The organism is Domibacillus sp. DTU_2020_1001157_1_SI_ALB_TIR_016 (assembly GCF_032341995.1).
Taxonomy (GTDB): domain Bacteria; phylum Bacillota; class Bacilli; order Bacillales; family Domibacillaceae; genus Domibacillus; species Domibacillus indicus_A.
Window position 1 is genome coordinate 151,550 of sequence record NZ_CP135439.1, and the last position, 15,778, is coordinate 167,327.

Annotated in this window: 15 protein-coding genes; 7 read left to right on the forward strand and 8 right to left on the reverse strand. The window is 45.9% G+C overall.

The genetic code is table 11. The features are described from left to right. Positions 1-10: 10 nt before the first annotated feature. From RRU94_RS08765 to RRU94_RS08785, 5 genes are all read right to left on the reverse strand, one after another. Complete coding sequence (locus RRU94_RS08765) at positions 11-1,960, reverse strand: FtsX-like permease family protein (RefSeq protein ID WP_315693739.1); 1,950 nt, start codon at positions 1,958-1,960, stop codon at positions 11-13. Beyond that, positions 1,950-2,711, reverse strand: coding sequence for an ABC transporter ATP-binding protein (locus RRU94_RS08770; RefSeq protein ID WP_315693740.1), 762 nt, complete (start codon positions 2,709-2,711; stop codon positions 1,950-1,952). Before RRU94_RS08770 ends, RRU94_RS08765 begins: the two co-directional genes overlap by 11 nt. 99 nt (positions 2,712-2,810) lie before the next feature. Next, complete coding sequence (locus RRU94_RS08775; RefSeq protein WP_315693741.1) at positions 2,811-3,818, reverse strand: sensor histidine kinase; 1,008 nt, start codon at positions 3,816-3,818, stop codon at positions 2,811-2,813. Further along, positions 3,815-4,504 (reverse strand): response regulator, encoded by a 690-nt coding sequence (locus RRU94_RS08780; protein ID WP_315693742.1) that lies wholly within the window; start codon positions 4,502-4,504, stop codon positions 3,815-3,817. Before RRU94_RS08780 ends, RRU94_RS08775 begins: the two co-directional genes overlap by 4 nt. Positions 4,505-4,720: 216 nt before the next feature. Beyond that, complete coding sequence (locus RRU94_RS08785) at positions 4,721-5,797, reverse strand: DNA alkylation repair protein (protein WP_315695883.1); 1,077 nt, start codon at positions 5,795-5,797, stop codon at positions 4,721-4,723. Between the two features lie 302 nt (positions 5,798-6,099). Here RRU94_RS08785 and RRU94_RS08790 point away from each other — a divergent pair, with 302 nt between their 5' ends. The 5 genes from RRU94_RS08790 to RRU94_RS08810 all read left to right on the forward strand — a co-directional run bounded on the left by RRU94_RS08790 (position 6,100) and on the right by RRU94_RS08810 (position 10,554). Beyond that, positions 6,100-7,539, forward strand: coding sequence for an anion permease (locus tag RRU94_RS08790; RefSeq protein ID WP_315693744.1), 1,440 nt, complete (start codon positions 6,100-6,102; stop codon positions 7,537-7,539). After that, a complete protein-coding gene (locus tag RRU94_RS08795; protein WP_315695885.1) occupies positions 7,539-8,159 on the forward strand; it encodes a class I SAM-dependent methyltransferase in 621 nt (206 codons plus the stop codon). The genes RRU94_RS08790 and RRU94_RS08795 overlap by 1 nt, the downstream gene beginning before the upstream one ends. 14 nt (positions 8,160-8,173) lie before the next feature. Next, entirely contained in the window at positions 8,174-8,404 is a 231-nt protein-coding gene (locus tag RRU94_RS08800) for a hypothetical protein (protein WP_315693745.1), read from the forward strand. 114 nt (positions 8,405-8,518) lie between these two features. Further along, positions 8,519-9,577 carry a dual-specificity RNA methyltransferase RlmN gene (gene rlmN, locus RRU94_RS08805; protein WP_315693746.1) on the forward strand — a complete coding sequence of 353 codons (1,059 nt, stop codon included), beginning with the start codon at positions 8,519-8,521 and terminating at the stop codon, positions 9,575-9,577. Between the two features lie 305 nt (positions 9,578-9,882). Beyond that, positions 9,883-10,554, forward strand: coding sequence for a GNAT family N-acetyltransferase (locus RRU94_RS08810; RefSeq protein WP_315693748.1), 672 nt, complete (start codon positions 9,883-9,885; stop codon positions 10,552-10,554). 114 nt (positions 10,555-10,668) lie between these two features. On the opposite strand, the gene RRU94_RS08815 is transcribed toward RRU94_RS08810, so the two are convergent. The 3 genes from RRU94_RS08815 to RRU94_RS08825 all read right to left on the reverse strand — a co-directional run bounded on the left by RRU94_RS08815 (position 10,669) and on the right by RRU94_RS08825 (position 13,165). After that, positions 10,669-10,890, reverse strand: a complete 222-nt coding sequence (locus tag RRU94_RS08815; protein ID WP_309090457.1) for a hypothetical protein — start codon at positions 10,888-10,890, stop codon at positions 10,669-10,671. An 86-nt stretch (positions 10,891-10,976) separates the two neighbouring features. Continuing rightward, positions 10,977-11,906 carry an aldo/keto reductase gene (locus RRU94_RS08820; protein ID WP_315693751.1) on the reverse strand — a complete coding sequence of 310 codons (930 nt, stop codon included), beginning with the start codon at positions 11,904-11,906 and terminating at the stop codon, positions 10,977-10,979. Positions 11,907-11,965: 59 nt separating this feature from the next. Further along, on the reverse strand, positions 11,966-13,165 hold the full coding sequence (locus RRU94_RS08825) for an MFS transporter (protein ID WP_315693752.1): 1,200 nt from the start codon (positions 13,163-13,165) through the stop codon (positions 11,966-11,968). A 194-nt stretch (positions 13,166-13,359) separates the two neighbouring features. On the opposite strand from RRU94_RS08825, the gene RRU94_RS08830 reads away from it, so the two are divergent. Then, entirely contained in the window at positions 13,360-13,488 is a 129-nt protein-coding gene (locus RRU94_RS08830; RefSeq protein WP_315693754.1) for a hypothetical protein, read from the forward strand. Positions 13,489-13,510: 22 nt separating this feature from the next. Beyond that, on the forward strand, positions 13,511-15,775 hold the full coding sequence (gene nirB / locus RRU94_RS08835; protein ID WP_315693756.1) for a nitrite reductase large subunit NirB: 2,265 nt from the start codon (positions 13,511-13,513) through the stop codon (positions 15,773-15,775). The last annotated feature ends 3 nt before the right edge of the window (positions 15,776-15,778 follow it).

The following is a 15,778-nucleotide window of genomic DNA, read 5'->3' on the forward strand; positions in this document are numbered from 1 at the left end:
TTTTATGATATTAAAGCGCATCTTTGATCACTTTTTTGCTATAGAGAACGGACAGAATACCGAATACTGAGTAAAGCACCGTATATAAAAGCATGACAATAAGCATCGGTGTCCACAGCTCGCCGCCGAAGAAAAACCAGCCGGATTGTACAGCAAAGTAGCTGTGCAAAAGACCAATCAGAAGCGGAATGCCGAAGCTGAAAAACTGCTTCATGCGGATCCCCTGCACAAGGTCACCGGGCGTAAAGCCAAGCTTGCGTAAAATGGTGTAGCTGCCCCGTTCTTCTTCGCTTTCATCCATTTGCTTAAAGTATAAAATACAGCCGGAGGTCACGAGAAACGTTAAGCCCAGGAAGCCAACGATAAACATCATCAGCCCCATATTTTGTTTTTGAATCTCGGCTGTCTGTGACTGGGAAAGCTCTGTGCCGAAAGCCGGATTGTAAGATCCTTGAGAAAATACGTCACTCGCTTTGTCCAGCTGCGATTCGTCGGTTACATCCAGTCCAATATAAAGAGAAGTACCATACTGAAGAGATGGATCAGCGTCCTGCTTTAAGCGGTTAAATACCGTATCATCCACCACTGCAGTCGGCAGGCCGCCGCTTGTAAAGGTGTACGGAAGCAAGAAATCCCGCTCAAGACCGATATAGTTTTGCGGAATGGTTTCTGTTTTGCCAAGCAGCTCAATAGAACCGGAATCTTCAAGCGGCATCACCTTGCTGAGCATATCTACATAACCGGAAAAAAGAGTGTCATCTGGTGAAAGATTCATACCTTTTACGCTTTTATCGCTAATGATAGGCATTTGCATTTTATCGGCATCAAACGTTGTTTCATCCAGCGTGGTACTGAGAATATCAGACGTATTCACTACTGCCTGTATAACCTCGATCCGTTTCTCTTCATAGGTAATATTTTCTGCGTCAAACGCCTGCTTTAGCTTTGTGGCCTCCTGGTCATTCGGAACGACAAAATCATTCGGTACCTGCTGCTGCGCTGATTTTTCCGCCGAGTAGTACGATATGTAGCTGAGTGACAGCAGGCCAATCGCCAGTGCCGACAACGTTGTAATAACCGTCAGCATGAGGGCGTTTGATTTCATTCGGAACATAATAGAAGAAAGCGACAGCACGTCTTTCACATGTAAATAGCCATTTTTCCGTTTGCGGACAAGATGAAACAGAAAACGGACAGACCCTTTATAGAACAAATAAGTTCCGATAATGACCGAAGCGAGAATAAACGCCATCGCTGCAAACAGCTCGTTCATTGAAGTAAAGTCGCCGCCGAACAATTTAGAGGAAATAAAGTAGCCGGCTGCGATAAAAAGGATACCAAGAAGCCCAATGAAAATTTCCCAAATCGAAATACGTCTTCCTTTTTCTTCTCTTGTACCTGTCACCCGGAAGAGGGATAAAATATTTTGCCGCTTTAAAAACAGCCCGTTCACCGCCAAAATACATCCATAAATTATCGTAAAGACAATTAAGGTCTGCAAAAGTGCCTGTGATGAAAAATACAGGGAAGCCACAGCGCCTACACCCGTTATTTTAAACAAAATCATCGTGACAAGCCTTGAAGCCGCAAATCCGACAAACAAGCCAATCACGAGGGAGCCGAAATAAAGCAGCAGGTTTTCGGCACTTAACAGCTTGAAAATCTGCCCTTTCGTCAGCCCAATCAGCTGCAGGAGGCCGATTTCTTTACTGCGGCGCTTAATGAAAATCGCATTGGCATACAAAATAAAAACCGTCACGATGGCAATCAGAAGAATAGAAGCCGTCCGAATAGCTGCAGCTCCTTTCATACTGCCTTTTAGTTCGTCCATCGCCGGATCATATTGAAGCGTAACGAACGCAAAGTAAAGTGCGGCACTGAACACGAGGGCAAACACGTATAAATAGTAGTTTTTTACATTCTTTTTTAAATTTCGGAGAATCAGTCCATTAATGCTCATGCTGCACCCCGCTCAGTAAACCCTGCGTTTTCATAATATCCTGGAAAAAAGCCTGCCTTGACTGCTCTCCTTTATTAAGCTGGGTATACATTTTTCCGTCTTTAATAAAGATAACCCGGCTTCCAAAGCTTGCCGCGGTCGGATCATGTGTAACCATCATAATCGTAGCGGTTCGTTTCTTATTAAGTGCCGTTAATTTATTTAAAAGGTCAGAGGCCGATTTAGAATCAAGGGCACCGGTCGGCTCGTCCGCAAAAATCATGCTCGGTTCATGAATAAATGCCCGTGCTGCGGATGTCCGCTGTTTTTGCCCGCCGGAAATCTCATTTGGATATTTATCCCGGATTTCATAGATGCCAAGCTCATTGGCAATGACATTAAACCGCTCTGTCGCTTCTTTTGGACCGGTTTTGGCAATCGTCAGCGGCAGCAGGACATTTTCTTTGACCGTCAATGTATCGAGCAGGTTATAGTCTTGAAAAATAAAGCCAAGGTGGTGCTTGCGGAACTCGGCCAGCCCTTTTTCTTTCATCCCAGTCATTTCATGGCCGTCAATCCAGATCGTTCCCTGGCTTGCCTGGTCAATGGAGGACAGGACATTTAAAAGCGTTGTTTTACCAGAACCGGATGCACCCATGATACTGACGAACTCGCCTTTTTCCACATTCATATCAATGCCTTTTAACACTTCCTGGCGATTGAATTTGTTTCCGTAGCTTTTGCGAAGCTTCGCCGCTTTTAACATACTCATATCGATTCACTCCTTTAGTTGATACATTTATTGTAAAAAGAGGAGAGGAGAAAGTCCTTTCATTTGACGAACAAAAAGCAAAAGCATGTGACATTTTCGTCACATGCTTGTCAGGCGGACAAACGCATTCGGCTCAGGAAACGTAAGTGTAAAGGTTGTGCCGGAGCCGGGATGGGAAATGGCTTCTAATTCAATCAATAGAGAATCAGCCGCTTTTTTGGCTAAATAAAGTCCCATCCCCGTGGCAGAATCGTTTTGATGAAAGCTGCCGGTTGCCGTAAATCCTTTATCAAAAATACGTGGAAGATCCTGTGGCGAAATGCCGCGGCCAAAGTCGGTAACCGCAACGGCTGTTTGATTTCCTCTTTGGATACTGCGAATCATAATATCACCTGAATCGCTGTATTTCACCGCGTTTGTCAGCAGCTGCCGAAAAATAAACGCCAGCCATTTTGCATCGCTCAGTACAGGCGGACCGGTTATCTCAACATCAAAGCCGATGCCTTTTTGCAGGCACCAGGACTGGAGAGACCGTATTTCGGTAAATAGGATCGGCTCCAGCACCACGTGCTCAACATACAAGTCATTTTTAATAAATGGCATCCGTTTTTGATGCAGCTGCTGGTCTAAAAGCAGATGAACGCGCAGCCATTCGTACGTAAGCTGCGCTTTCATCCTCTCGTCCTCTATCCGGTCTATCATTAAATGCATGGCGGTTAAAGGGGTTTTCACTTCATGAACCCAGGACATCAGATCGTCTTTTTCCTGTTCAAGCTCTGTCCGATGGCGGGAAGCGTCCTGTTTGTACTGTTCAACCTGCTTTGTGAAGTACGTGTGAACGATTTTTTGGAATGGGCTTTCCGCCTCAGCCAGCGGTTCTCCGTCCAGTGAGGTGTCCCGTTCCTGCAGCTCCCGGTAAAAAGCCGATTCTTTTTGAAAGCGGAAAAAGAAGAAAACGAGGAAAAGAAGGGCAGACAAGAAGTTTACATATAAAATAGATGAAAAGGGAATGGTTGTATCGACGAATACAACCAGAAACAGGAGCAGTTGCTGAACGAGAAAAAAGCCAATCCAGCTGCGCCGTTCTTTTATGTAGGTTCCGATCATACGCTTTCCTCTTCAACTGCCATGTATCCCTGGCCGACTTTTGTTTCAATAAAATGGCCGATCCCGAGTTCATCCAGCTTTTTTCGCAGCCGGTTTACATTAACCGTCAATGTATTGTCGCTGACGAACCGCTCATCGTCCCACAGACTTTTAATCAGCTTTTCCCGGCTGACAATGTTGTTTTTTTGTTCAATGAGCTGTTTTAAAATAAACATTTCATTTTTCGTTAGTTCGACTGACCCGTACTCATTTTGAAGAAGGTTTTTATCGTAATCGACTGTAGCACCGCACCAGGCTTTAAGAAGGGACGGGGCAGTGCTGTAATTATAGGCACGCCGCAGCACGGCTTGTATTTTGGCAACCAGTACGTCAAAATGAAACGGCTTCTGAATAAAATCATCCGCTCCAAGCTGCATAGACATGACCATGTCAGTCGGGTGGTCGCGTGAAGACAGGAATAAAATCGGCACGTTGGAATGGGTGCGAATCATTCGGCACCAATGAAAACCGTCAAATTTCGGCAGCTGGATATCAATAATGACCAAATCAGGCTTTAAAGCTGTGAATTCTTTCATCACCTGTCCAAAATCGGTAACCCCGTAAACATCATATGACCATTGCGTCAGCCGTTCCTTCGTTTCTTTAAACAGCGTTTCATCATCTTCAATCAGCAGCAGTTTAAACAAAGAATCACCACACTTTTCCAGTTGTCTTTCTTTTATTGTATCGAAAAGCGGCGGGCAGTTGAACGTTTTTTTAAACGGAACGAACGATGTGGGGCTCCTTCACCTGCTTTAATTCTGCAACGGTATGGTTTCTCCGTTTCTTTCAATTAGAGATTCACTCGCATCTATTTTACAGGATAAAAAGTAAAAAAGGAGAAAAAACCCAATTGGTCATATTTATTTTGTAACCTGAAAAGTCATACTTTCTTTTGAGATTCCGTTTACGAGAATGACAAGAGTGTGTTCACCTGCATAGTGCTTGCGAGTTGTCATATCGCGAAAAGATTGGGTACGGACTATTACTTTGGATTGTCCGGCTGCAAGGTGAGTGTCCGAAAGCTGAAATACTTTCCGGCTTGGACGGCCGTTTTTTTTCATATAGTCAATCGCATATTCAACCCGTACTTTTGTATCTTGTGCAGCATGGAGTTCTACTGAAAAATGCAGCGATTCACCAATCGCAACCGTCTGTTTTTCAAGGGTGAGCCGTTGAACGGAAACGTGCTCACTGTCTGGATAACCGAACAGGCGGAGGACATCCGCATTTCCCTGCTTGAGCAATGTACGGGCGGCATGGCGCAGGATCCAGTCGGTATGGGGATGCTGTCCATGCTGCTGGCGGATAAACTCAATAACAAGGTCCGGGTGCGTTTTCGAAATATCATTTAAATGGTTCGCGACACTTTTTCGTACATACAGTGAATCATCCTGCATAAGCGGCTCAAGCAGTGCAAAAAGCGGAGCGGGGTCTTGTTTAAAAGCTGGAATCGACTGTGCCCACGGCAGCTGCGGGCGGGCGCCTTCGCTTGCGAGCCGGCGTATATGTTCATTGCTGTTTTTTGTCCATTTCATCATCTGAGAAAGCATGCGTTCTTGATCCTGCAGCAGAAAAGGCCGGACGGCAAACTCAGAAGTGGAGTATACGGTTAACTGGGCAAGCGCGTCCATCGATTTCTCCCAGAAGGAAAGCCCATACTGCTCTACATAATCCGGAAATACAAGTCCTGCCAGCTGTTTGAACGAAGGAGCTGCATCCAGCAGCACAGGGAGCGCTTTTGGAAAAGGTTTATTGATTCCCATATACATCGCAGTTGATAACTGGCGAATGCGTTGTTTAAGAGCCAGAGACTCCCATTCTTCTTGATACACACAGTTTAAGAATGCTTTTCGGTTAAAGGACAAGTCAGCCCGCTCAAGCGCATCGGCTAATGAATTGATAAAGTTATCATTATATATATCTTTTAAATCTGCCATCATTCGTCAGCTCCTTTCTGCCAGTATAACATATCAGCGAATGTATGTTCTTTTTGGTGAAACACCGGGTCGGCTAATTCGTGTCCGAATCCTGGCAAACTATAGTGAATGGCAGTCTTTTTTGCTTGTATAAGCTCCTTTTTTATGACGAATGATCACCAGCGGGAAACGGACAGGGTAAAAAGAAACAGATGTAAAGTACGTTTAAGGGTTCTCACCAAAAGGATAAGAATATAGGGGAAAGATTTTTTAGACTATGTTTGTGAAATATTTTACAATGTAAGAAGAAAGGAGAGAGAATGATGAGTAAAAACAAGATGCCTGCCCGGGGAAAGGGAGAAGTAAGGCTTGGTCTTCTTTTTTTAACGCTTTTAATCGGAGCACTTATTTGGTTCGTTCCTGCACCGTCTGGACTCTCGTCTCAGGCATGGCATTTATTCGCTATTTTTGTAGCCACAATTATTGGGCTTGTAGTTAAGCCCATGCCAATGGGCAGTGTGGCTGTTTTAGCCCTGACCGCAACGGTTTTAACACAGACACTGACTATTGAAGAAGCGCTCAGTGGGTTTCAAAACACGACGATCTGGCTGATTGTCATTGCTTTTTTTATTTCAAGAGGATTTATCAAAACCGGTCTTGGCACCCGGGTTGCGTATATGTTTGTCCAAAAGTTCGGTAAAAAAACACTTGGCTTGTCTTATTCGCTTGTGGCAAGTGATCTTATTCTGTCTCCGGCGATGCCGTCCAACACAGCTAGAGCCGGCGGTATTTTGCTTCCAATTGTCCGGTCGCTGTCTGAAGCGTATGGTTCCCGGTCAGGAGACGGAACGGAACGAAAGGTAGGGGCGTTTTTAACAACGGTTTCCTTTCATGGAGATATGGTAACATCCGCCATGTTTTTAACAGCGATGGCAGCCAATCCGCTTGCGGCACAAATTGCTGGAGACATTACCGGTGAACCAATTTCATGGGTCGGCTGGGCCGCAGCTGCGTCTGTGCCAGGTCTGCTCAGCCTGCTGCTTGTTCCATATGTGCTGTACAAGCTGTACCCGCCGGAAGTGAAAGAAACACCGGCTGCCCCCCAAATGGCCGCCCAAAAATTAAAAGAGATGGGTCCTTTAAAAAGAGAAGAGTGGTTTATGATCGGTGTGTTTGTCCTGATCTTAGCTTTGTGGATTTTCGGAACAAATTTTGGCATCAGCGCTACGACAACGGCTTTTATCGGACTTGTCGCGCTGCTGATCACTCAAGTGCTGAGCTGGTCGGATATTAAAAAAGAAGAAGGCGCATGGGACACGCTCGTCTGGTTTGCGGTTTTGGTTATGATGGCCGGCTTCTTAAACGATCTCGGTATGATTCCATGGTTTACGGATACAATGAGAGGGGCCGTCAGCGGCATGTCCTGGCTATGGACACTGGTCGTTTTGGCTGTCGTTTATTTTTACTCTCATTATCTTTTTGCGAGCAACACGGCTCATGTCAGTGCTATGTACGCCGCTTTTCTGGCTGTGATCGTGGCTGCCGGAGCTCCGCCGGTCGCCTCTGCTCTTTTGCTCGGTGTATTCAGTAATTTGTTCGGCTGCTTAACCCATTACAGCAGCGGGCCGGCACCTGTATTTTTTGGTGCGGGTTATGTAACACAAAGTAAATGGTGGACGCTCGGGCTGATCATTTCTATTGTTCATTTAATTGTCTGGCTTGGAGTCGGCGGTGCCTGGTGGAAAGTGCTTGGTCTTTGGTAATGGACGAGAAGCATCTAGAAAAAGCGTATGATGAGCAGCTGTCCATTCAGACAACGGGTGATCAGCAGGGGTTTCCCCAGCTTGCCCACTATCATCGCTACGAGCCGACACCCTATGAGGGACTTGATGAGCTTTTCGAACGCTGTACCTTGGATGCAAGTGACGGATTTGTTGACGTCGGCTGCGGAAAAGGGCGGGTCGCCTTTTACGTGCATGACCGCTTCCGGGCTTCGGTTACGGGGATTGAAATGAACCCTGCTTTTTTTGATGTGTGTCTTCAAAACAAAATAGGGTATATGAGAAAAAGAAAGCGCCGGCACGGATTGATCGATTTTCAATGTGTGATGGCGCAGGAGTATGAAGTAAAAGCAGAAGATACTGTTTTTTACTTTTTCAATCCGTTCTCAGTGCAAATTTTCATGCGCGTCGTACAGCGGATTCTGGCGTCAATGGAAGCCTTCCCGCGCCAGGTGACACTGATTTTGTATTATCCATCAGACGAATACCTGTATTATTTGGAGCATCAGACGGTATTTGACTGGCTCGATGAAGTGAAATTGGGCGGGATGTACGAAAAAAACGAACATGAACGGTTTGTTCTTTTTCAATACCAATCATAAAGGAGTGCTTGAACATGAGCGAATGCAGCATTGACCATTCACATGCAGATGTGATCAAAAAAGTGGAAAGCCAGAAAACATTTCTTCCGGCATATCTCTATGAAAGCTTGTACAATTACCTGCAGGAAGAGCGGACGCAGGATTTGTTAAATGATTTGTTTCATCTCCTGAAAAAATATGATCTTGTATCCGAAGAAGAGCGGGACGTGCGAAACAAGCGGCTTGCGCTCATTGTAAACAACTAACTCGTATAACAGAGAGCCTCCTGTATAACTTACCACTTGTGCAGGAGGCTTATTTGCGTTATTTTTGAAGGTAGGACATTTTCAATTTAAGCAACGAAAAGAGGCTATAAATACATGAACAAAAAATCCATTTACGGATTGACGCTTGAGCAGCTGGAGGCATGGCTTCTGCCATTTGGACATAAGAAATTCCGAGCGCAGCAAGTGTGGGACTGGCTGTACCGGAAACGGGTAACCGATTTTGACGAGATGACAGACGTAAATGCGGACTGCATCGCACTGCTGAAAGAGCATTTTGTTCTTCATACCCTAAAAGAACACGTGAAGCAGGAATCAGCAGACGGAACGATTAAATTTTTGTTTAAATTAACAGACGGCAACTTAATTGAAACGGTGATGATGCGCCATAAATTCGGCTTATCTGTTTGTGTAACGACGCAGGTCGGCTGCAACATTGGCTGCAGTTTTTGTGCAAGCGGCTTATTAAAGAAAACGCGTGACTTATCGAGCGGTGAAATCGTGGAGCAGATTATGAATGTGCAGCATGCACTGGATGAAGCAGGCAACGGAGAAAAAGTAAGCCATATCGTCGTGATGGGGATTGGGGAGCCGTTTGATAACTTTGACAATCTGATCGATTTCTTAAAAGTCGTCATCGATCAAAAAGGATTGGGCATTGCAGCCCGCCATATTACCGTTTCAACGAGCGGCCTGGCGAATAAAATTTACGACTTTACCGATACAAAAATTCCGGTTAACCTCGCGATTTCCCTGCATGCACCGAACAACGAGCTGCGGACAAAAATTATGAAAATCAACCGGGCGATTCCGATTGAAAAGCTGATGGAAGCGGTCGATTACTACCTGGAAAACACAAATCGCCGTATCACCTTTGAATATATCCTGTTAAAAGACGTGAATGACCGGGTGGAAGATGCACTTGAGCTGGCAGAATTAATTGGCGATAAAAAACAGTATGTGAATTTAATTCCGTACAATCCAGTTGATGAACACAGCCAGTATCAGCGGAGCACGCCGGAAGCGATTATGGCATTTTATGATACGCTGAAGAAAAAAGGTTTGAACTGTGTTGTACGCCAGGAACATGGAACAGATATTGATGCAGCATGCGGGCAGCTGCGAAGCAAACAAATCCAAAAAGCATCCCAATAAAAAACCGCTAAAAAAGCAGTATGATGAATGTTCTCTAGACCTGGTTCTTTTTGTAAAGCTGTTAAGTGCCAAATAAGCGCGGCTTTCTATATAACATGAATAGTGATGAGATATAAAAAAGCTGAACCTTTTATTGGGTTCAGCTTTTTTTATGAAATGGCGCGCTTTTTAGCAGCGATGAAGAAAAGAAAGTAAACAGCTATATGAAAAATGAATAAGCAAAAATATCCAGAGGGTATCTAGATTTATGGTATGATTGGTGGCAGCAAAACTGTCATTTTGATAAACAAAAAGGAGGTATTGACATGGAATATGTACAAGTGAACAGCATTGACGATCCAATGTTTGCACGCCTGCATAAAACAATGCAGGATGTGTTTCCACCGGAGGAAGTACTGGAGTATGAATTATGGGCGGAGCCGCTGAAAGACCCAACAATTCGTGTATTTCTGGCAGTTCAGGACGATGAAGTAGCAGGAATAACGGAGTATCGGTACAATAAAGAATTAAACGTGGCGATGACGGATTTTACGATTATCGTAAAAGAAGGGCGTGGGGTCGGGCCGTTTTTAGCAAAAAAACGCCATGAAGATTTAATGCGCCTGGCGGAAGAAAACGACCTTGATTTAACGGGCATGTTTGCGGAAATTTATGACCCGTACCGTATGAAAGATCATGCCTTTGCCAGCATTAAAGTGATGGACCCATTTGTACGGCGCGAAGTGCTTTCCCACCTCGGCTACATGCGTCTTGATTTCCCGTATGTTCATCCTGCATGGACCAATGAGGGAGAAGCGGTCAGTCATTTGGACCTTTGTTTCCAGCCATTCAAAGAAAATATTCAGTTACTTAAAGCAAGTTTGATCCGCGATTTTATCACCAGTTATTATTCCGTTTTATCGAATAAGCCTCAGGAATGGCACGATATGGTGGCAAACCTTGAAAAGAAAGACGAAATATTATTAAAGCCTTTATAAGAATCTAGAAAATGTTTCACGTGAAACACCTGCTGTTTTTGAATCGGTATTTTAATTGAAAGCAAACTATAAAAATCCCGGGCTGTTATTTGAACAGGCCGGGATTTTTCTTTCTTAACGTTTGCAGCCGCAGCCGCAACCCCAGCCTTTTCCTGGATAACCAGGATCCACAACTTCGTTTCTTGTGATCGGCTGATAAATGTGGCGTGGCACATTGACGATATGCTGGCGATTAATCGTAACAACTGGATGAATAACTGGAATTTCGCGCTTAATATACGTATCTTTTACAATACACTGCGGCGGGCAGACGATCGGACGAACATGACGACGCATATTTTTCACCTCCACGCTTCTATACAACTAGTAAATGCATCTGCTGTCCCCTCCGCAACGGCAAACATCCAATTATTCAAATAAACTTAAATAATATCAAGTGGTACTTTTCGATCAGGAGCTGAAAATCGCTCGTTCAGCTCGTTCAGCTCCTGTTCTGTTAACACAATTTGGGCAGCTCTTGCGTTAGCGGCTGTATGCTCCTCCTGCGCGGATTTGGGGATGGCTATCATGCCGGGAAAGCGAATCGTCCAGGCAAGCATAATTTGAAGGGGAGATGCTCCGTGCGCCCGCGCCATTTTTTGAACAACAGAATCATTCATCAGCTCTTTTCGCAGCGAGCCGCCCTGTGCAAGCGGACTGTAAGCCATAACGGGTATCCCCTGTTCCTTATGCCATGGAAGCAGGTCGAATTCAATACCGCGCGAACCAAGATGATAGAGAACTTGATTAACAGCGCATCCATTTCCGCCCGGTTTTTGCAGAAGCTCCTTCATATCAGCTGTGTCAAAGTTTGAAACACCCCAGCGGATGATTTTCCCTTCTTTCTTCAACCGCTCCATTCCTTCAATCGTTTCTTCAAGCGGCACCCGTCCACGCCAGTGAAGCAGATACAAATCGAGCCGGTCTGTTTGAAGCCGCTGTAAGCTTTTTTCACATGAAGCAGCAATCTGTTCCAGCCCTGCGTTATGCGGATAAACCTTTGATACTAAAAACACTTCATCCCGGATGCCTCGAATGGCTTCGCCGACGACCCGTTCCGACCGGCCATCTCCGTACATCTCTGCCGTATCAATCAGTGACATGCCGAGATCAACACCGAGTCGCAGCGCCCTCATCTCCGCTTCTTTTTTGGCTGGATCATCTCCGATATGCCACGTTCCCTGCCCGAGCGCCGGAACGGCTGCCCCGTCCGGCAGTGTAACAGCCCGTTTTCTTAATGCTTCTTTAACAGATTGCTTTTCCAAAAAATCAAACCCTTTCCTTATTATATGAATCTGTTCCCACTGTAACATGGAACCAAAACAAAAAAAGGCTAAGCCTATGACAGGCCAGCCAGTATTGGAAAAGGTGATTAAGCAGATTCTTCTTTTAAAGCATAGGCTTTGCGCCATGAAATTTGCGCCACGGTTAAAAGAATAAGAGCAGCGATACCAATTACTGCATAAACAGTAAATCCAGCCGCATATGTTCCGGTCATTTGCTTGAGTGTACCCAAAATATTTGGAACAAAAAAGCCGCCTACACCGCCGGCTGCCCCGACAACCCCCGTCACCATGCCAATTTCTTTTTGAAAACGCTGCGGAACAAGCTGGAATACCGCCCCATTGCCCATGCCAAGGCACATCATGCCGACAAACAGCATCATTGTCACGACTGTTAAAGAAGGCAGCGTGCTAACGCCGAACATCATCAACGCTACACCAATAAACAAGAACTTAAGAAGTGCTGCTCCGCCGATTTTATCGGCAATCATGCCGCCGACCGGACGGAACAAGCTGCCTGCAATCACGCAGAGTGTCACAAAATCACCTGCACGGACGCTGGTCAACCCATACTGGTCGACAAAGAAAATACTTAAAAAACTAGTCAGCCCAACAAATCCACCGAACGTTACACTATAAAGCAAGCAGAAATACCAGGTGTCACGCTGTTTAAACACTTTAAAATAATTAACTAAAGGCTGTGGCTCCGGCTGCGTAGGAGCGTCCTTGGCAATCAGCACGTACGTAATAAAAACAAGTGTAAGAGGAATAAGGGCAAGACCCATCACGCCATTCCAGCCGAATACTTCTGCCAGGCGCGGACCAAACAGTGTAGCAAGCACTGTACCGCTGTTTCCAGCACCGGCAATTCCCATTGCGAGCCCCTGAAGATGCGGCGGGTACCAGCGGCTTGCCATTGGAAGGGCAACAGAAAAGCTTGCGCCGGCAACGCCAAGCAGAATACCAATGAAGTAAAGCTCTGTCATGGAATTTCCGAAAAGCCATCCCCATAAAAGAGGCACCATAGTGACGATCATGCCGCCTATTGCCGTTTTACGCGGGCCAATCCGATCCGTACAGATTCCGAGAATAATTCGGAAAAAAGAACCAGCCAAAATAGGAATCGCTACAATTAATCCCTTTTGAGAAGGAGAAAGGCCGAAATCCTGTGTAATATACACACCAAGAGCCCCAAGCATAACCCAAATCATAAAGCTGATATCAAAATACAAAAATGACGCCAATAGAGACGGCGCGTGGCCGCTTTTTCGCAATTCCGCTAGTTTCATGTGTTCCTCTCCTTTGCATTCAATGAGTGATATGTTGCTTACCGTTAGTGTAGGGTGGTGAAAAGATACTTTCCATATACTTGTTAGAAAACCTTACGAACTATTTCAAAAAATCAAAAAAATCTGATTGACTTTCCAAAAAACGTTTTATATTGTGTTAGTTAAGCTGACACGAAATAAAAGGAGTGATCGCTATGAAAATCACAACGGTTATACTGGCACGGACAACGAATAGGGGCGCCCGCAAAGAGCCAGCCAAATCAATGCATATACCGTTTGCGGGGAACGAAGCGGATGAGAACCCGGCCTTCAAAGCGGACTAAAAAGAAGGAAGGGGACTTTTCTATGAATAAACGAAAACTGGTTGTGATCGGAAATGGGATGGCGGGTGTCCGTGCAGTTGAAGAAATCTTAAAGATTCAGCCGAATGAATTTGAGATCACGATATTTGGGAAAGAGCCGCATCCAAACTATAATCGGATTTTACTGTCTAAAGTCCTTCAAGGCGATACAACGGTTGAAAGCATTACCTTAAATGACTGGGCATGGTATGAAGCAAACGGCATTACTCTTTATACGGGAGAGTCGGTTGTTCAAATTCACACAAGCGAAAAATATGTGGTGACCTCTAAAGAACGCATCGTATCCTATGATGAATTGGTAATTGCCACAGGTTCACTGCCATTTATGCTGCCGCTTCCAGGTGCAAAAAAAGAAGGAGTAACGGCGTTCCGGGACATATATGATTGTGAGAAAATGGTCGAAGCATCCAAAAAGTACGAAAAAGCCATTGTAATCGGCGGCGGGCTGCTTGGGCTGGAAGCGGCCCGTGGTCTTCTTAATTTAGGAATGAAAGTGGATGTTGTGCATATCGGGGAGTACATTATGGACCGGCAGCTTGATCCTGTTGCGGCTCGCATGCTTCAACGGGATTTAGAAGCACAGGGGATGAATTTTCTGCTGCAAAAAAATTCAGCAGAAATTACCGGCCATAAACGGGTAAAAGGCTTACGCTTCTCAGATGGAAGCTGGCGTGAAGCGGATTTGATCGTCATGGCGGTTGGTGTCCGCCCGAATACACAAGTGGCTGCCGGTACAGACATCGAAGTAAACCGGGCTATTGTCGTAGACGACTATATGCGCACAAGCGTCCCACATGTATACGCAGTTGGAGAATGTGCAGAGCATCGCGGCTTTGTTTACGGCCTTGTCGCGCCTTTGTATGAACAGGGAAAAGCATTGGCAGCTGCTTTGTGCAAAGAGGAACATCCGGGCTATCAAGGCTCGGTGCTGTCTACTCAATTGAAAGTGTCCGGTGTGGACGTTTTTTCAGCGGGAGAATTTATGGACAGTGATGAAACGCAGTCCATGCAATGGATAGATGGAATAAACAACACATACAAAAAAATCGTCGTAAGAGATGGCAAAATCGCAGGTGCCGTGCTATTTGGCGACATTACTGAAGGCGCTAAGCTGTTCGGGATGATTCAAAAGAAAGACCATTATGCCGTACTGGAAAAAGAAATGGCCCAGGGCAGCGGCAGCAAAGATGAACGCATTGCTTCTATGGCGGATCATGACACAGTGTGCGCGTGCAATGGTGTATCGAAAGGAGCCATTGTAAGGGCTGTTTGCGAGCAGGCGCTCGAAAGCGTGGAGGATGTGAAGGCCTGCACGAAAGCTTCAAGCTCCTGCGGCGGCTGTCGCCCGGTTGTAGCGGATATTTTGGACTTTATTAAAAGAAACGGAGTCGAAGAGGAAGCGGAAAAAGCATCGATCTGCGCTTGTACAGACGCGGATCACGGAGATATCATCCAGGCGGTTCAAGCTCATCCAAATGAAGGGATGGCGCAGCTGATGCACCGGCTTGGATGGAAAACAGAAGGCTGCGCGGTATGCCGGCCGGCTCTTTACTATTACATGGGTGTGCACAGCAGCTGCGTGCCGGATATTTTAGAAGAACAGACAGCGGACGGTACGTACATGGCCGCTCCGCGCATGTACGGCGGTATAACAGGAGCAGACCAGCTTCGAACGATTGCGGATGTGGTAGAAAAGTACAGCATTCCACTCGTCAAGCTGGCAGCTGGACCCCGAATGGAGCTGTATGGCATTAAAGAAGAGAAAATTTCTGAGGTGAGAGCAGCTCTTTCTGCTTCCATGCCTTCCTATGGCGCATCTCTTCGCGCTGTCGGTACATGTGCCGGCATCCGATATGCAAAATACGCTTTTCACGACTCGCTGGCTCTTGGCAGGAAGCTGGAAGAACGGCTGGAATCATTCGTTTTCCCGGCAGAGGTAACAGTCGCCGTTTCCTCAGGTCTTGAGGATGAAGCGGGATCACTCGGGGAAAACGTCGGCTTGATCGGGGCACCGGGCGGCTGGGAATTGTACGTGTCGGGTGAGCGGCTTTACGCATCAATGAAGCCGGACGATGCTGTCTGTATGACGGAAGCGCTGCTTGCTTATTATCGTATATCCGCTTTTTATGGAGAAGAGATGGACAGCTGGGCCGGGCGGCTTGGCTTAACGTCGATTCGAGAAGAAGTATTAAAAAGAAAACGACAAGGGATATCCATTCAAAATCAACAGGCAGCCGCTGCCTTGTAAAGC